Here is a 17064-nt window from a genome sequence, read left to right on the forward strand (position 1 = left end):
ATTCTAAAGAGCATGTCGATTACTGTCAAGACTTATATAGGAATCTGAATATGACAAAAAGATTACAAGAAAAAATCAAGGCATAAATTTACACCTTGATTTCCATTTAAATGCATATATTGAATATGAAAGGACAGAAATTATTCGTGTTTAAGAAGATGACATATTGGATTGTAACAAGATTTTATTAAAAGATTTTTGCAGTTTTTTGGTGATAGGTCCAACTTGCCCATCTTGAATCGCGGTTCCATCAAGGTGGGTCATTGGTAAAATTTCAATCGTTGTGCCTGTGAAAAAGCATTCATCTGCTTGATAAACGTCACGAACGCTGAAAAGTTCTTCCTGTACAGGTATGTGAAGAGTATTCGCTAAAGAAAGGACATATTGACGAATAATGCCATTTAAAATAAGGTGATTGGCTGGATGTGTGTAAAGGGTTCCGTTTTTAATTAAAAAGAAGTTGGAATGACTTCCTTCCGTTACAATACCATTCCTTACGAGAAGTGCCTCTTTACAGCCTTTCCGTTCAGCTTTCGTAGCAGCTAGTACGTTTGGTAATAAATTTAATGATTTAATGTCACAGCGTAGCCATCGTGTATCGGGTTCTGATATAGCGCGTATACCATATTCGATCCATAACGCTGGCCTTTCTTTTTTTGTAATATAGGCATAAATGGTCGGAGGGTTGTCATATGAAAATATATGTGTGCGAGCTTGTACACCGCGAGATACTTGCAAATAAATTGTGCCATCTTCGTGGAAATGGTTTCTTTCAATTAATTTGTAAAGTAAAGTGATGAGTTCAGCTTTTGAGAAAGGGAGCGATAATTCTATTTCTTCCATGGATCGATATAATCTCGTTATGTGCGGATCTAATAAGTGAAAGTTCCCTTTATATAGGCGAATAACCTCGTAGACACCATCTCCGAACTGCAAACCTCTTTCTTCAAGTTCTATGTACGTTTGTTGTTTTGTTGTATCAATAACTTCATCATTCCAAAGTACAAATTTTTCGTATGCCAATTTCCGTCCCATCCTTTCGTAAGTACGTAAGTAACGTGAAACTTTCATTCATGCGAGATAAGAATCACTATAGTAATTTTTATGTAAGTAATTCTCTACATATGCCCGTAAATGCCCGATTGGTGAGGGCTGATTAAAGTTTCACTTTACAGCATTTTGTATATACAAATTCGAAAATAAGAATGAGAATCCTGCTTTTAGATAAAAAAAAGCAACATTCTTATGGAATGCTGCACAAGGAGGGTAGCTATCTTTCATAGGGACATTGTCTCGTTGAATGCTTTGTGTATGGAAACAAAACATGTTGAAAGACAATTATAAGAAAGTAGAAACAAAAGATTTACACATTTCTTTAAGGGATCTTACGAAAGATGAGAGATAAGAAATATGTAGAACCTTGTTTACATATTTTATTATAGAGATTCTTCATTAACACTATGTGAATATTTGGTAAAGGTTATGTAATTTTAAAGTTAATGAATATAAGTAGTTGTATGGAAGAAAATAAAAAAAGAGGCTGAGATTACTCAGCGCTCTTCTTTTCTTCTTTAATAGCTGTTTTTACTTCACCAGTTTTGATCTTATTACTTTCAGAGAAGCGAAGTAAGTCACCTTCAATGATTTTATCAGACATGTTCAATTCATTTTGGGCACGATCAATTAGTGGTTGAGATTCTTCTTTCGGTAATTGTACAACTTCGCCAGTAGCACGGTCGTAGAATGTACTGTTTGTGTACATGTATTTATCTGTAACGAAGCTACCGTCACGAAGAACAACAAATCCTTTATTATCAGGTGAGAATACATCATGACCGAATCGAACGTCATTTGTAGAATCTACACCAAGTAAGTTTAGAATAGTTGGTTTAATGTCAATTTCACCAGTTGGTTTCGAAATTGTTTTACCTTCTTTTTGACCTGGAACGTGAATAAACATCGGTGTTTTTTGTAAGTTCATATGGTCAAATGCAGTGATTTCTTCTTTTCCTAAGAACTGTGCCATTGCACGGTTATGGTTTTCAGAAATACCGTAGTGGTCACCGTAGAATACGATTACTGAGTTGTCGTAAATACCTTCTGCTTTTAGACGCTCAATAAAGTGTTTCATTGCTTCGTCTAAGTAACGAGCAGTTACCATGTAACGGTCAAATACTCCATCACCAGAATTATATTCGTCGATTAATTTTGTACTGTCATCGTAAGTGAATGGGTAATGATTCGTTAAAGTAAGGAAGCGAGTATAAAATGGTTGCTTCACTTCTTTCAACATATCAATAGATTGATCGAAGTATTCGATATCTTTTAATCCCCAGTTTAATTTTGTTTCCGGCGTAATCTTGTAATCAAGCTCGTTGTAGTAACGATCATAACCAAGTGCTGGATACATAATGTTACGGTTCCAGAATGTTGCGTTGTTTGCGTGGAATACCGACGTGTGATACCCTTGCTGACGTAAAATTTCTGGAGTTGCTGTATATTCATTGTTACCGTGTGTGAAGAATACAGCACCGCGGTCTAGTGGATATAAAGAAGTATCTACTAGGAATTCAGCATCAGATGTTTTACCTTGCCCAGTTTGATGGAAGAAGTTATCAAAGTAATAACTTTCTTTCGTAAATTGGTTTAAGAATGGTGTAACTTCTTGTCCGTTAACTGTTGCGCCAATTAAGAATGTTTGTAATGACTCAAGAGAGACAACAATTACGTTTTTCCCTTTTGCAGTACCGAACATATTTGGATCTGGTTTACTTTGTGTAGTTTTCACGTAGTTTTCTGTTTCTTGTAATTTACTACCGTCAGCGAATGCTTTTTGTGAACTTGATTTCGCTTGTAAGCCAAGATCGTATACTTGGTGTACATATAATCCTAAGTTTTTAACAAGCATAACGCGGTCGAATGAACGTGTTAATAGTTCTGGGCGTTCAGCTTCTGCAAGTCCTAAGTTTGCGAAGAAAATAGCAACTGTTGATACGAAGTATAGAGAACGCATCGGGCGTGCTACACGCTCTGTAGGTGCAAAGTTTTTCATTTTCTTCAATAGAACGAAGAATATGATAATGTCTGCAAATGCAAGAATAATTTTGTAGTTAAATAATTCTTTCACACTAGAACCTAAACTTCCGAAGTTAGATGTTTGTCCGAGTACTGGTAAAGTAACGAAGTCATTGTAGAATCCGTAGAACATTACGTTACCAACAAGAACGATTGTTAAGATAAAATTAATTCCAAGTGCTATATAGTTACGTTTTTTCCCTTTTGCAAATAATGCAAGACCAACAAGCAGTAATGATGCTGCTAATGGGCTAAGGAATAAAATGAATTCTTGCATGAAAGATTCAAGTTTTAAATCAAAGCTTGTGCGTGTAATAATGTAAGTTTTCAGCCATAAGGCTAATGCTACGAATACAGTGAAACGCACATTTTGAAATTGTGATTTCAAGGTTTCTTTCATTCATTTCCACCCTTTCTCTATCAGGCTTGGTCGATTTTGGAGCGAAAAATGCTAAAATAAAAAATACATAGTTTTCTTGGCCATAATTAAAGGTTCTATATTCACCCATATACGACTATAACTATGCATACCCTTTTGGTTTCTTTTGTTGCTCATAAGCATAACGTCATTTCTGTATTATACAACAAAATTCATTTCTGAGAAACACTATAACATTTTACATTTTTTGTATAAGATTTGTCACTACCAGAGAAAACTTTAACATTCGTTTATATGTCCGTCAACTAGAAAATATAACAAAGATAGAGCAGAATGTTAAGTGGAAGTGAAAATTTTCTTTGTTGAGAAATAAGAAACGAAGATGGGTAAGGGTTATCTAGAAATCTATTATATGAAGGAAATTGTGTAAAAATTAACGAACACTTGTTCTTTTTTAGTTTGTTTGTTACAATGAAAGTTCATTGATAGGTTTTGTGTAATTTCTATGAACTTTTACTGATAACATATTGTAGCTTATTTCTTTTTAAAAATAGGGAGGCTTTTACATGAAACAAAAATTTTCAGTTGAAGCGTTTTGGAAGAAAGTAAAACATGTTGCAAAGCAAGCAGGGCAGTCGGTCATTTATACAAGTTTATTACTGTTTTACGTTTTGCAAAGACCCGATGTTCCAAAGCGAGTGAAAATTATTGTAATTGGAGCACTTGCTTATTTTATTGCACCGATTGATGCGATTCCAGATTTCATTGCTGGAATTGGCTATACGGATGATTTAGGGGCGTTAACGGCCCCACTAATACAGGTGTCGTTATACGTCAATGAAGATGTGAAAGATAAGGCACGAGTGAAGTTGGCAGAATGGTTTGGTTCGGATATAGACACAACATTTATCGATCAGAAATTAGGTCAATAGGTGAAACCTGTCATAAGGTGACAGGACGAACGTAAGCGAGGAAGTGCATTATGCCATCAGGAAGAACGCATACGAAAATAAACTTAATATCCCTTCCGGTTGTTTTGTTTTTGCTTTTTTCGTATGGATTAACAAATTTTGATTTTTTATTAACTTTTGCAATTGGTTTTTTAGTAGGTACTTCATTTTTAACACCAGATTTAGATACGTACAGTAATGCTTATAACAAATGGGGTTTCTTACGTATATTTTGGTATCCTTATAAAAAAGTAATGCCGCATCGATCTTTCTTTACGCATACGATTATACTTGGTGATGTGATTCGTATCGCGTACATGTTAATCGTCTTTTCTCCATTTTTATTCCTATTAAATGTAATCGCACTGGATGGTAATTTAATAGAAATTGCGAAGAAACATGAGGTTGAAATTGTAACGTTCTTAATGGGAATTGTTGTGGCAAGTACGCTCCACATTATAGCGGATAAAGTGAATACGCGCCGAAAGAAAATGATGAGAAAAAAGAAGAAACGCAGAAGATAAAGTGAACGGAAAAGGACCCTTGCAATTTGCAAGGGTCCTTTTTTAAACAAACGTTTGTTTCAAATTAAGCTTTCAGTACTTTAATTCCTTTTACAATGTTCCAGATGAAGTAGTATAAGCTGATGATTCCGCAAATAGCTAAGACAATCATTGATCCAATTCCAAGTGTTACATCTGGTTGATCAGATCCAAGACCCATAATTCCTAAAATAGTTAAGCCAATGAATGTAGCGATACTTGGAATGATGTGTGTCCATAGAGCACGTTTTGCATGTGGTTTTGTTTCAGCGTCTCCTACAATCCAAACGATAATAGGGAATAAGATAGGGGCAAATAGTACACTAAAGTATGATAACGCAGCTAATATTTTATTTCCGTTCATATATATCACCTCATGAATAATTTCTGTTGTTATACTATTATTATGCAATAATTTTGGCAAACTTCCTATCGATGAACATTACAAGAACGTGACGATTTTGTAAGATTTCCTGTTAAATAATAAAATTTTCAAAAAAATCTTTTTTAATAGAAATTGTTATGGTACAGTATAAATGAAAGTTTTTGAAAACGTTTTCTTAAACGTTTTTTTATTTTTAGACTTAAAGGTATGATGACCTGATAGTCTATTGATAAGGTTGTATTTATTTAAAAGGGGATTCTTTAGGGGGAGAGGACAATGAACACATGGACACAAGTTTATGATCCGTTCGGTAATATTTGGATTTCAGCAGCAGTAGCACTTATTCCGATTATCTTTTTTTTCTTAGCTTTAGCGATTTTTCGCATGAAGGGGTATGTGGCAGGATTTATTACAGTTGTACTTACAGTTTTAGTAGCGTTATTCGCTTATAAAATGCCGTTCATGATGGCAATGGCAGCAACCGGGTACGGTTTTTTGTACGGGTTATGGCCAATTGCTTGGATTATTATTATGTCGGTATTTTTATATAAAATTTCTGTAAAAACAGGCCAATTCGATGTGATTCGTGCATCGGTATTATCGATTACGAATGATCATCGTCTACTCGTTATTTTAATTGGATTTTCATTTGGAGCATTTTTAGAAGGAGCGGCAGGATTTGGAGCGCCAGTAGCGATTACAGCAGCGCTTCTTGCGGGTCTTGGGTTAAATCCTTTATACGCAGCAGGTCTTTGTTTGATTGCAAATACTGCACCAGTGGCGTTCGGAGCGATGGGAATTCCGATTACAGTTGCTGGACAAGTAACAGGTATTGATCCACATAAAATTGGACAAATGGCTGGACATCAATTACCATTCCTATCATTATTTGTTCCATTCTTTATCGTATTTTTAATGGATGGATTTAAAGGGATAAGACAAACGTGGCCTGCGTTACTTGTAGCGGGTAGTTCATTTGCGATTACGCAGTTCATTACAGCGACATTTTTAGGGCCGGAACTTCCGGATATTACATCGGCACTTGTAAGTTTAATTAGTTTAGCGCTGTTCTTAAAAGTTTGGCAGCCGAAAGAAATCTATCAATCCGGGCAAGCAAATAGTGAAGTAGCAGCAACAACGACAGCAGCATCGATGCCGAAATTAACGTTTGGAAAAGTAGTAAAAGCATGGTCTCCATTTATCGTATTAACGGTTATGGTAGTCATTTGGAGCCAAAGTTTCTTTAAGGCATTATTCGCTCCAGGAGGGGCTTTAGCAAGTCTTGTATTTAAGTTTGAAATTCCAGGTCTGCATAATCTAGTAATGAAAGCAGAACCAATTGTAAATAAACCAACGCCTTACGAGGCAATTCTGAAGTTTGATGTATTATCAGCAACCGGAACGGCGATTTTAATTGCTTGTATCATTTCCATGTTTATTTTGAAAATGAATGTAAAAGATGCAGTAGTGACATTTAAAGAAACGTTAAGTGAATTAAAAATGCCAATTCTATCTATCGGATTCGTACTAGGGTTTGCATTTATCGCAAACTATTCTGGTCTATCTTCTACGTTAGCGTTAGCATTAGCCGGAACTGGCGGACTATTCCCGTTCTTCTCACCTTTCTTAGGCTGGATTGGCGTATTCTTAACAGGGTCTGATACGTCTGCGAATGCACTGTTCTCGAATTTACAAGCCATTACAGCGCAGCAAGTCGGCGTATCTGAAGTGCTTCTCGTTGCAGCAAATACAACAGGCGGTGTAACAGGGAAAATGATTTCCCCGCAGTCGATTGCGATTGCTTGTGCAGCAGTTGGTCTTGCTGGAAAAGAATCGGATTTGTTCCGTTTTACAGTGAAGCATAGTTTGTTCTTCGTAATTATTGTTGGTATTATGACTTATGTTCAGGCTTATTATTTAACGTGGATGATTCCGTAAGTAACAAAAGAAATAAACTTTGAATTTTCCAAATTATAGTGTATGATGGAAAAGTATTGAAAATTAAATCAGTGATAAACTAGGGGTGCCTAACGTATGCGTAGGCTGAGAGAGAAGCGCGTGAACTTCTTAACCCTTTGGACCTAATCTGGCTCGTACCAGCGTAGGGAAGTTAACGGCTTTACATAATGATGTCTTTATGAGCTAGGTCCTTATTTTTTTATGGACCTGGCTCTTTTTATGGAAGATGCGCAAATTGGGAATACCGACAGTAGTGGATAGGGTTGTTCAACAAGCAATCAGTCAAGTGCTTGGTTCAATATTTGAAAAACAATTTAGCGAATCTAGTTACGGCTTTAGACAAGGGCTCTTTTATGTTTGTATTTCGGAACTTCATCATATTTCTTTAAATAATAAGCACGGTAAGTAGCTTCACGAAGTTGTACAGAGTTGGCAGCTTCAACCATGTAATAACGAAGATACTGGTTTCCCGTTCGTGTCATGGGTGTTCGTTCCGATTCAAAGTTTCCAGATTGCGATTTTTTCCAGTAAAGACCGGTGTATTTGGCCAATTGTGCTTCGTTCTCAAAGCGTTCAATTTGTCCAACTTCCGCAATGATTCCCGCGGCGTATACGACTCCAATGCCTGGAACACTTGTTAAATATCTCGCTTCTGGAATGGCTTAGAATAAAGCAGTAATGCTTTTTTCTATCTCTTTGATTTGTTTTTTCAATGTTTGAATCAATCGTGCATAAGTGGCTAATACAACGTCCACAGAGTCTTGAACGACCTTACCTAGTCGGTAGGAGTCACGTATGGCTTTCTTGATGGTTTTCGCTAAATCTTCCGGGTCGCTAAAGGGTCCTTTCCCCTTTTTCTGAAGAAGAGTAGCGAGTGCTTCTAGATCCATTTCTGCGATTTCATCCAACGAAAGGGAATCTGAGAGTATTTCCATCATCGTCGCACCAAAAACAGAGGTATTTAACTCTTTCGATAACGTATTACATTTGTAGTAAAGGTTCTTCAGAAAGTGTTGCTTACATTCTGTTTGCTGGTGAACGAGTTGATATCTAGATCGTGTTAAACGTTGAAGGGCAACGTATTTTTCCTCCTTGATAAGAAACTTATTATACCGCCCGATTCGTAAAAAATCGGCAATACGGAAAGCATCTATTTTATCGGTCTTATCTTCTTCAAAGAGTTTTTTATACCGATGGATGGCTTTTGGATTTTGTACGACCACTTCCACGTCTAAAGCCCTCAAATTCTTATCTTCCGTTAGGAACATGGAAGGATGGAAACTATAGACGGAAGTAGATTCCATGCCAATGACAATTTTTTTATAGTTGTACAACTGGTGAAAATGGAGAACATCCTCCTTAATGGCGTTGGCACCATTCACATCGTTTGAAAGACAAATTTCTTTCAAAACAGTGTCATGACTGTCAAGAAAACATACATCAAGTTTTTCAGAGCTTACATCAATAGCTACGAATAATCTCAAAGAAAGGACCTCCTTTCTTTGAATAGTATTTGGAATGAGCTTGGATACTGTGGGATCTCCCTAGAGTCCAAAACATAGCCACAACCTCGCGTATGAGTATTCAATGATTGCCTTCATCTAAGCTACCCTCCCACCACTATGAGAGGTAAGTGAAGGAAACCGATACAGCTTGTGCGTATGCAGTGCATTTTGGTCTGGGTCACAGTCTTTTAACGTGGTCGAACTACAGGAGGAGTAAGTATATTCCCGATGGATCCATTTCCGTACTTCCATTATCTGGAGAAAACCCCCAGTATCCAAGACTAAATTTTACCCATACATCATTTTTTTGATGTAGCTCTTGAAGATAAAAACTATTTAATTTTCAAGGAACAGTTATTAACTTAAAACTTATTATACGAGGAGGGTGTATCATGAAAAAAATATGCTTTGTATTAATTGTCGACGCTGGTATAAATTATGGTTCAATATTTTCTCTACCATTTTTAAGGAATCAGGATGATTTGAAGGGATATTTTTCTAAGTATTATGATGTTTCAATTAATTATATTAGGGATAAAAACTCAGTTGACTATTTGGTAGTTCCCAAACCGTGTCCAGCTTTTGATAATGAAAATAATCTTCCAATAATTGAAGTACCAGCAATCTTATTTATGGAAAAGAATTTTGAAAAAATAAAGACTTATATAGACAATTATTTTTCTAATAACTCATAAAGAAAATAAAAGTACAGTAAAAAGAAGTCCGATAAAAAACGAGTGGTGTAGAATATTTCTATTAATCATTCGTTTTTTATTATATTTACATATATTTTTTAAAAGAGGATTATAGACGTTCTGAAAAAAATTAATTATAACAAGAACAGTGTTCGTGCTACTATCTACGTTTATTTTTTGTACTAAGTCCCCCTTTAACTAACAAGACAACAAAAAAATTAACATATAAAGGAAATAACGTTACAATTAATGTAAGGGCTTTTTCTTTGAATTTTAGCTCTGAATAATAAAGATAGTTAAATCACTAAATGGAGGAGCAGGTCAATTTTGTTCCTTGTATAGTAAATTGTTACCTATCTCTATTGCAGGTTGTATGGCAGGTAACAGTAGCAGTTGTAGCGAAATGCAGCAGAGACAAAGGCTCTTTTTCAAACGGGACTGATGAATGTATTTGGCAAGTAAAAAATGGTTCTTCCCGGAGTTAGTTGAAAAGTCTCATTCTTTCCAAAAGTAGAATCTTTGTCCGCAATGTGGAGAATTTGCATCGACCATACATGATTCTTTTAATAAGCTTTAACTTGTTTATGCTCCCTTCGGCAAGACCATTATTATTCTCATAAGTTACCGCATTTCTGACAGCTTCAATATCCCGGGCTAATCCATTCGTAAAGCTCTTAAACTCTTGTATATTAGTATTTTTAATTTTCTCAATACAATGGTCGAGATTCTCAACACTCTTTGTGGTGAAGATGTTTTTAAACTCCCATGTTAAGTCATAAACTATTTTTACAATAGGGTGTTCTTCGTAATTATTGTTGGTATTATGACGTATGTTCAAGTATATTATTTAACGTGGATGATTCCATAAAGAGAAAAAGAAATAACCTTTGCATTTTTCAGATTATCGTGTATGATGGGAAAGTATTGAAAATTAAATCAGTGATAAACTAGGGGTGCCTAACGTATGCGTAGGCTGAGAGAGAAGCGCGTGATCTTCTTAACCCTTTGGACCTGATCTGGCTCGTACCAGCGTAGGGAAGTTAACGGCTTTACATAATGATGTCTTTTATGAGCCAGGTCCTTATTTTTTTATGGACCTGGCTCTTTTTATTTTGGCATGCGCTGGCCATATCTCGTCCTTGTCACGAACAGGGGAGGCAACAAAGGTTATGAAACAGTCTGTTTCAGCTGAGCAAATTGAATTGAAATCGAGTTTACCAGGGAGTAAGAAAGTATATGTGGATGGACCACGCGCAGGCATGAAAGTGCCGATGCGTGAGATTGAACAAAGCGAAACGAACGGCATCCCAAATCCTCCAGTCCGTGTGTATGATACGAGCGGTCCTTATACGGATCCGGCGTATAAAGTGGAGCTGGAAAAGGGAATTCCAACGCCGCGTCATTCTTGGATCATGGAGCGCAGGGATGTAGAGGCATATGAAGGGCGCGAGGTGAAACCAGAGGATGACGGTGTGAAAGTGGCTTCGAAACATACACCTGTTTTCCCGCAAATGGATCGCCAGCCGCTTAGAGCGAAGCAAGGTGCAAATGTTACGCAAATGCATTATGCGCGTAATGGCATTATTACGTCTGAGATGGAATACGTTGCAATTCGTGAAGGAGTAGAGCCGGAGTTTGTTCGTAAGGAAATCGCAGAAGGCCGCGCTATTTTACCAGCGAATATTAATCATCCAGAAGCTGAACCGATGATTATCGGGCGTAACTTCCATGTGAAGGTAAACGCGAATATCGGAAACTCTGCTGTATCTTCTTCTATTGCAGAAGAAGTAGAAAAGATGACGTGGGCTACTCGCTGGGGTGCAGATACGATTATGGATTTATCTACAGGTAAAAACATTCATACGACGCGTGAGTGGATTATTCGTAATGCGCCTGTACCAGTTGGAACTGTGCCGATTTATCAAGCGCTTGAAAAGGTAAATGGAATTGCAGAAGATTTAACGTGGGAAGTGTACCGTGATACGTTAATTGAGCAAGCGGAGCAAGGCGTGGATTACTTTACGATTCATGCTGGTGTATTACTTCGTTACATTCCAATTACTGCAAAGCGTACGACAGGTATCGTTTCGCGTGGTGGTTCGATTATGGCGCAGTGGTGTTTATTCCATCATAAAGAAAACTTCCTATATACTCATTTTGAAGAGATTTGTGAAATTATGAAGCAGTACGATGTTTCGTTCTCTCTTGGAGATGGATTACGTCCAGGATCGATTTCAGATGCAAATGACGAAGCACAATTCTCTGAGCTTGAAACACTTGGTGAATTAACGAAAATTGCTTGGAAACATGATGTGCAAGTTATGATCGAAGGACCTGGACACGTACCGATGCACTTAATTAAAGAGAATATGGAGAAAGAGCTTGATATTTGTCAGGGCGCGCCGTTTTATACACTTGGGCCACTAACGACAGATATTGCACCAGGTTATGACCATATTACATCGGCAATTGGAGCTGCGATGATCGGTTGGTTTGGAACGGCGATGCTTTGTTATGTAACGCCGAAAGAACATTTAGGTTTACCGAATAAAGATGATGTACGCACGGGTGTTATTACGTACAAAATTGCAGCGCATGCGGCTGATCTTGCGAAAGGACATAAAACGGCTCATCAGCGTGATGATGCACTTTCAAAAGCACGCTTCGAATTCCGTTGGCGCGATCAATTTAATTTATCTTTAGATCCTGAACGTGCGATGGAATATCACGATGAAACGTTGCCTGCAGAAGGGGCAAAGACAGCTCACTTCTGTTCAATGTGTGGACCGAAGTTTTGTAGTATGAGAATTTCACATGATATTCGTGAGTATGCAAAAGAAAATGATTTAGAAACGACAGAAGCAATTGAAAAAGGAATGAAAGAGAAAGCAGAAGAATTTAAAGAAGCTGGTAGTCATTTATATCAATAACATGTTACACCTCTTTACTTGATTGATCACACTGTAGTACCTAACTTTATTATAGAAGAAGCCCCATTTGCTAAGACGGTAGCAAATGGGGCTTCTGTTGTTTATAAGGCGAAGAAGAGATGTACCCAGTAGAATAAGAGGAATAGTGTGACGACTGTTGTGAGCGGGATAACGATAAGGGATACACTTAAATAGTCTTTCCATTTTACTTTAATTTTGTTTTGTTTCAGAATATACATCCAAATGAGTGAAGCTAGTGTACCAATTGGTAGTAATAGTGAGCCGATGTCACTACCAATGATGTTTGCAAGATAGATTGTTTTTAATGTGACTGGATCTAGTCCCATTTCTGTTAATGTAATTGTACCAATCATAAGGGCAGGATGGTTATTGAAGACGTTAGAGAGGATGGATACAAGTCCACCCATTGCAAAGCTAGCATAGAGTAGATGCTGATTCACAATTGGCTCGAGCCATTGTACAAGTGCAGCTGTTAATCCTGCGTTGTGGAGTCCGTAAATAATGACGTACATAGAGAAGGCGAAAATTAAAATGTGCCATGGTGTCTTTTTCAAAATGTCGACAGGATTTGTTCGTAAGTAGTACCATCTCCAAATGAGAAGAACGAGTGAACCAAGTACTGCAACGATTTCAATTGGGATGGATAAGAAGGATGCAACGAATAGAAGACAGCGCATAAGGAAGACGAAACCTAATACTTTTAACATGAATCTTGTCCGTTTTTGTTTCGTATCAACAGAATTATTTCCTTTTAGTGGATGGAAGTTTTTCGTGAAGAAAATTTCTTCAATATCATATGAAGAAACAGGCAATTTTTTCGGAAGTTTTTTCTTCAAAACTGTATACATGAGCCATGACATAAATAATAAGCCTAATGTTGCAGGTACAAACATCATAGCAGTATGCATATAAAGAGTCATATTAACGATATTTAATGCGATTAAATTTACGATATTACTTACACCAATTGGTGCACTAGATGCCGTAGCGATTAAAGCACCACTTAATAAATAAGGAATTTGCTGATGAGGTTTTAATTGAAGATTTTTTAGAAGAAGAATTAAAATTGGAGTTGTAATTAAAATACTACCGTCGTTATTGAATAAGAGAGTCATGAGAAAACATAATAATTGAATATACCAGTATAAGCGGCGTCCAGAACCCTTTGCTAGATTTGCTAGTTTCGCTGCGGACCAATGGAAAAAGCCGAAGCTTTCTAATATAACTGCCATGACGATGGTCGCTAATATTGTTATGGAAGCACCGCCAATTTTACTTATAATATCCATGACGTCTGGTTTTGATACAAGTCCAGTAATTATGATGATACCAGCTCCGATTGCTGCTGGCCACGCCTCATTTAAACCTCGAGGCCGCCAAAAGATAACAATCATCGTTAAGAAGAATACAATAATAGTAATCCATATTTCAATGCTCATATTTTGCCTACCTTTCTATTTTCCCTTGAATAGATGTAGCTTGTCTCAAGGTTATATTTTTAGTATATTCAGCAAAAAATAAGAAGAACTAGACGTATAACGAGATGAAGCGAATATGTGTTTTTCATGCTAAAGGACAAGTGTCATTAGTAGTGAAATAACTATTGTGATAGGAGTCTATAAATTGATTGGGTAGTAAGGTAGTAAATGAGATTTATATCGGCGCAACTCAAAATATATCAGCGATTTTTAAAATATATCGACTTATCGACAAAACATGACAAAAGGAGCCCATCCCAAAATGCCTTTTGGAACAGACCCCAAGACTATATTATTTTTCCTTCAAAAAAGTACGATCCTTCAAGAATAAATTCCAGAAGAAAATAAATCCTGGTAATAAAATTGCAATCCCAATTGCGTATAGAATGAGCAGTGCATAGAACGTTTCTGTCGTTGTAAAGCTTGTAAATACAGTTACGTCAGGATAAATAATATAAGGTAAATGCGCGACGCCGTAAGCGTAGCTTGCAAATGCATATTGAGCGACGACAGCTAAAACGGCAATACGAGGATATCCTAGTGTATTGTACTTTTTGTTTGTCCACCAAAGGGACGAGTATCCGATAACGAATAAAACAATAGAAACTGTAAACCACGGGAATTGCTTTATTAATCCTTGCATAAGCCAATGTGTTTCAGGATCCATTACAACGAGGGCGATGATCGCTGTAACGAGCGTTGCAGGACCAAGGATGATGGCATTTCTTCTATAAATTCTATACGTATCTTCTGAACTTTGTTCTCTCGCAAAATCAGCAAGAAAGAGAGAGGAGAGAAATAGTTCAGACGTTATTCCGAAGAGCATATAGCAATAGATAACCGGGCTAGAAAGAAGTTTTCCATACAGGAGTACTTCTTTCCCTTCAGACATTGTAATATAGGCTCCCTCTGTAACGGGTAAAACGGTAATTAATAGTGCTGGAATTAAGAGACCAGTAATACCTGAAATAACCCGAAGAAGGTACTGATATTTCGGCAAGGAGTAAGCAAATACCATAAATGTACTACGTACTGCAACGAGCACTAAAATTAACATAACTGGTACGAACATTACTGTCGCAAGAGTAAAGGCTGCTTTCGGAAAGAAGCCGAGAAATGCGACAACGACGAAGACGAGGAACGTATTTGTTACTTCCCAAGTGGGTGATAAGTACCGATTCGCAAGTTTAGCAGCGAGCGTTGGATGTTTTGCGTATACCATGCCCCAAAAACCAGCTCCAAAATCGATGGACCCTAGTATACTGTATACGAAAATAAGGGCCCATAAGATGATGATTGCAATACTTTCCTCATGCATGAGAATCGCCTCCTTGGTGTTGTAAATCATTCTTTAATGGATGTCTTCTAAAGAATGTCCGTAGAACAAAGACTGTTAAAATAGCGAGTCCAATATATAAAATGATGAACAAAATAAATAAAGGACCGACGAAATCAGCGCGTGTAGCTGCATCGACGGTACGTTGCATACCATAAATTGTCCATGGTTGACGACCGCTACAACTGAAAATCCATCCGAATTCAATACCGAGCATCATAATTGGTCCGCATGCGGCAGCCCCCCAAAGTAGCCACTTCGGTAGTTCTGTTCCCTTTTTTCGGTACACGAAATACCAATATAAGAGTGCAATTGCTGCAACTGCAAAGGTGAACGCAGCAGTGCCGACCATTAAGTTGAATAGTGTATGTGTATAAAATGGTGGCCATGTTTCTTGTGGGAATTCCTTTAAACCTTTTACGACAGTGCTAGGGTCTAGTCCCACTAATAAGCTAAGCATGTTTGGAATTTCAAGTGCGTAGTTTAGTTCAAGTGTATTAGGATCCACAACTCCGCCAATGGATAGCGGTGCGTGTGATGTCGTTTCAAATAAAGCTTCAGCAGATGCAAGTTTTTCAGGTGAGTGTTTATGTAAGGCAATCGCTGATTCATGTCCTGAAAGCCACATCGTAGCGCCTGTAATAAATGTAACGACAAGCCCTAATAGTAGCCCTTTTTTATGATAAGCAATTTCACGTGTACTTAAATTTTTCTTCAATAATTTAAATCCAGCGATAGAAGCAATGACAGCCGCACCAGTTGCATAAGCCGTAATAACAACATGGAATGCACTTGTGCCAAAACTCGGATTAAAGAAAGCTTTCCACGGATCAACGTTAAAAACAGATCCATCTGGATTCATTGAAAATCCTGCTGGTGTATTCATCCATGTATTTGCTGATGTAATAAGCACGGCGGATGCTGTGGCACCAAGCATGACGAAAAATAGCGAGATTAATCTCATAAATGGAGGAAGTTTATCGGCTGCATATACGTAAATCGACATGAATAAAGCTTCCAAAAAGAAGGCGAAAATCTCAATTTGGAAGGGAACAGAGATAACTTGCCCAACAATTTTGGCGAAACCAGGCCAAAGAAGTGAGATTTGCACACCAACAATTGTTCCAGTTGGAATTGCTACACCGAGAAGAATAGCAAAAGCCTTTGTCCATCTTTTCGCCATAATGGCATAGTCGGAGTCTTTCTTCCAGTGATAGAGTATTTCGCTTATAAAAATCATCAATGAAAGTCCGACGCCAAGTGTTGCAAAGATAATGTGGAATGCTAATGAAGAACCAAAAAATGCTCTTGCTAATGTTACCGTATCCATATGTAAACTCCTCTTCTTTTTTGCCATTATTTTCTGATTGAATTGGAAGATTTATTCAAAAAAACTACCAAAAATATATATGTATTTAAAAAGTGAATATGATAATATGATGTTGTAATATTTTGAATAGAAAGAAATAAATAGTTGGTCATGTTTTGTTTGTTTTTTGCTCAGGAATCTTTTATAATCTTTTATGCGAACATAAGTTCTGTTTTTTTCGGAATCAAGAAGTTTATGTGAAATGGAGAGGGTGTTTTATGTATCCTGAAGTCATTAAAAAGATGGCATTTTCAAAAGAGCATAGAGATTTATTATTGAAGCTATATAATAAAGAAATTACGCGTCGTGAATATGATCGACTTGTACAATCGCTATATAAACCTTCTAAAGAGGTTTGTGAGGGATAGAAATGGGGGAGACAATCTAGTGGATTGTCTTTTTTAAATTTATGTATGTTCTGATAAAATTAAGGTTAGCCT

At 37.1% G+C, this 17064-nt stretch carries 15 protein-coding genes, 1 pseudogene and 2 riboswitches; of the genes and pseudogenes, 7 read left to right on the plus strand and 9 right to left on the minus strand.

The window, feature by feature from the left end; all coding sequences use genetic code 11:
• Window positions 1-150 precede the first annotated feature (150 nt).
• Both AC1Q8L_RS20615 and AC1Q8L_RS20620 read right to left on the minus strand, forming a co-directional pair.
• Window positions 151-1035 (minus strand): D-amino-acid transaminase, encoded by an 885-nt coding sequence (locus AC1Q8L_RS20615; RefSeq protein ID WP_075717958.1) that lies wholly within the window; start codon window positions 1033-1035, stop codon window positions 151-153.
• A gap of 511 nt (window positions 1036-1546) precedes the next feature.
• A complete protein-coding gene (locus AC1Q8L_RS20620) occupies window positions 1547-3475 on the minus strand; it encodes an LTA synthase family protein (protein ID WP_000665343.1) in 1929 nt (642 codons plus the stop codon).
• Window positions 3476-4020: 545 nt separating this feature from the next.
• Here AC1Q8L_RS20620 and AC1Q8L_RS20625 point away from each other — a divergent pair.
• On the plus strand, window positions 4021-4386 hold the full coding sequence (locus AC1Q8L_RS20625; RefSeq protein ID WP_098311965.1) for a YkvA family protein: 366 nt from the start codon (window positions 4021-4023) through the stop codon (window positions 4384-4386).
• Between the two features lie 50 nt (window positions 4387-4436).
• Window positions 4437-4928, plus strand: a complete 492-nt coding sequence (locus tag AC1Q8L_RS20630) for a metal-binding protein (RefSeq protein ID WP_001139059.1) — start codon at window positions 4437-4439, stop codon at window positions 4926-4928.
• A 64-nt stretch (window positions 4929-4992) separates the two neighbouring features.
• On the opposite strand, the gene AC1Q8L_RS20635 is transcribed toward AC1Q8L_RS20630, so the two are convergent.
• On the minus strand, window positions 4993-5310 hold the full coding sequence (locus AC1Q8L_RS20635) for a magnetosome magnetite crystal formation protein family (protein WP_001014092.1): 318 nt from the start codon (window positions 5308-5310) through the stop codon (window positions 4993-4995).
• A gap of 297 nt (window positions 5311-5607) precedes the next feature.
• On the opposite strand from AC1Q8L_RS20635, the gene lldP reads away from it, so the two are divergent.
• Complete coding sequence (gene lldP / locus AC1Q8L_RS20640) at window positions 5608-7269, plus strand: L-lactate permease (RefSeq protein WP_001099307.1); 1662 nt, start codon at window positions 5608-5610, stop codon at window positions 7267-7269.
• Between the two features lie 71 nt (window positions 7270-7340).
• Window positions 7341-7456, plus strand: a riboswitch (TPP riboswitch).
• A gap of 169 nt (window positions 7457-7625) precedes the next feature.
• On the opposite strand, the gene AC1Q8L_RS20645 is transcribed toward lldP, so the two are convergent.
• Together AC1Q8L_RS20645 and AC1Q8L_RS20650 are read right to left on the minus strand one after the other, a co-directional pair.
• Window positions 7626-7949 (minus strand): transposase, encoded by a 324-nt coding sequence (locus AC1Q8L_RS20645; protein WP_372587752.1) that lies wholly within the window; start codon window positions 7947-7949, stop codon window positions 7626-7628.
• Between the two features lie 3 nt (window positions 7950-7952).
• On the minus strand, window positions 7953-8774 hold the full coding sequence (locus AC1Q8L_RS20650) for an IS110 family transposase (RefSeq protein WP_001236333.1): 822 nt from the start codon (window positions 8772-8774) through the stop codon (window positions 7953-7955).
• Between the two features lie 413 nt (window positions 8775-9187).
• Between AC1Q8L_RS20650 and AC1Q8L_RS20655 the strand changes: the two genes are divergently transcribed.
• Window positions 9188-9490 (plus strand): hypothetical protein, encoded by a 303-nt coding sequence (locus AC1Q8L_RS20655; protein WP_000717619.1) that lies wholly within the window; start codon window positions 9188-9190, stop codon window positions 9488-9490.
• Window positions 9491-9971: 481 nt separating this feature from the next.
• Here the strand turns inward: AC1Q8L_RS20655 and AC1Q8L_RS20660 are convergent, their stop codons facing one another.
• Window positions 9972-10283 carry a transposase gene (locus tag AC1Q8L_RS20660; protein WP_098949064.1) on the minus strand — a complete coding sequence of 104 codons (312 nt, stop codon included), beginning with the start codon at window positions 10281-10283 and terminating at the stop codon, window positions 9972-9974.
• Between the two features lie 3 nt (window positions 10284-10286).
• On the opposite strand from AC1Q8L_RS20660, the pseudogene AC1Q8L_RS20665 reads away from it, so the two are divergent.
• Both AC1Q8L_RS20665 and thiC read left to right on the plus strand, forming a co-directional pair.
• Window positions 10287-10358: pseudogene (locus AC1Q8L_RS20665) on the plus strand (L-lactate permease); the annotation flags it as partial.
• Window positions 10359-10429: 71 nt separating this feature from the next.
• Window positions 10430-10545, plus strand: a riboswitch (TPP riboswitch).
• A gap of 114 nt (window positions 10546-10659) precedes the next feature.
• Complete coding sequence (thiC, locus tag AC1Q8L_RS20670) at window positions 10660-12420, plus strand: phosphomethylpyrimidine synthase ThiC (RefSeq protein ID WP_000814452.1); 1761 nt, start codon at window positions 10660-10662, stop codon at window positions 12418-12420.
• Window positions 12421-12521: 101 nt separating this feature from the next.
• Here the strand turns inward: thiC and AC1Q8L_RS20675 are convergent, their stop codons facing one another.
• From AC1Q8L_RS20675 to cydA, 3 genes are all read right to left on the minus strand, one after another.
• Window positions 12522-13880: an arsenic transporter gene (locus AC1Q8L_RS20675; protein ID WP_000021123.1), complete on the minus strand. Its 1359-nt coding sequence runs from the start codon at window positions 13878-13880 to the stop codon at window positions 12522-12524.
• A 331-nt stretch (window positions 13881-14211) separates the two neighbouring features.
• Window positions 14212-15237: a cytochrome d ubiquinol oxidase subunit II gene (locus AC1Q8L_RS20680; protein ID WP_000544183.1), complete on the minus strand. Its 1026-nt coding sequence runs from the start codon at window positions 15235-15237 to the stop codon at window positions 14212-14214.
• Window positions 15230-16585: a cytochrome ubiquinol oxidase subunit I gene (cydA, locus tag AC1Q8L_RS20685; RefSeq protein ID WP_000381975.1), complete on the minus strand. Its 1356-nt coding sequence runs from the start codon at window positions 16583-16585 to the stop codon at window positions 15230-15232. Before cydA ends, AC1Q8L_RS20680 begins: the two co-directional genes overlap by 8 nt.
• A gap of 257 nt (window positions 16586-16842) precedes the next feature.
• Here cydA and AC1Q8L_RS20690 point away from each other — a divergent pair, with 257 nt between their 5' ends.
• A complete protein-coding gene (locus tag AC1Q8L_RS20690) occupies window positions 16843-16992 on the plus strand; it encodes a hypothetical protein (protein ID WP_000283179.1) in 150 nt (49 codons plus the stop codon).
• Window positions 16993-17064: the final 72 nt, after the last annotated feature.

It is taken from the genome of Bacillus sp. GW823-FHT06A11, from assembly GCF_058795355.1.

Excerpts from the sequence above, each read along its gene's own strand:
- AC1Q8L_RS20615 (WP_075717958.1), bottom strand. The coding sequence starts at position 1,035 with ATGGGACGGAAATTGGCATACGAAAAATTTGTACTTTGGAATGATGAA.
- AC1Q8L_RS20620 (WP_000665343.1), bottom strand. The coding sequence starts at position 3,475 with ATGAAAGAAACCTTGAAATCACAATTTCAAAATGTGCGTTTCACTGTA.
- AC1Q8L_RS20625 (WP_098311965.1), top strand. The coding sequence starts at position 4,021 with ATGAAACAAAAATTTTCAGTTGAAGCGTTTTGGAAGAAAGTAAAACAT.
- AC1Q8L_RS20630 (WP_001139059.1), top strand. The coding sequence starts at position 4,437 with ATGCCATCAGGAAGAACGCATACGAAAATAAACTTAATATCCCTTCCG.
- AC1Q8L_RS20635 (WP_001014092.1), bottom strand. The coding sequence starts at position 5,310 with ATGAACGGAAATAAAATATTAGCTGCGTTATCATACTTTAGTGTACTA.
- lldP (WP_001099307.1), top strand. The coding sequence starts at position 5,608 with ATGAACACATGGACACAAGTTTATGATCCGTTCGGTAATATTTGGATT.
- AC1Q8L_RS20655 (WP_000717619.1), top strand. The coding sequence starts at position 9,188 with ATGAAAAAAATATGCTTTGTATTAATTGTCGACGCTGGTATAAATTAT.
- thiC (WP_000814452.1), top strand. The coding sequence starts at position 10,660 with ATGAAACAGTCTGTTTCAGCTGAGCAAATTGAATTGAAATCGAGTTTA.
- AC1Q8L_RS20675 (WP_000021123.1), bottom strand. The coding sequence starts at position 13,880 with ATGAGCATTGAAATATGGATTACTATTATTGTATTCTTCTTAACGATG.
- AC1Q8L_RS20680 (WP_000544183.1), bottom strand. The coding sequence starts at position 15,237 with ATGCATGAGGAAAGTATTGCAATCATCATCTTATGGGCCCTTATTTTC.
- cydA (WP_000381975.1), bottom strand. The coding sequence starts at position 16,585 with ATGGATACGGTAACATTAGCAAGAGCATTTTTTGGTTCTTCATTAGCA.
- AC1Q8L_RS20690 (WP_000283179.1), top strand. The coding sequence starts at position 16,843 with ATGTATCCTGAAGTCATTAAAAAGATGGCATTTTCAAAAGAGCATAGA.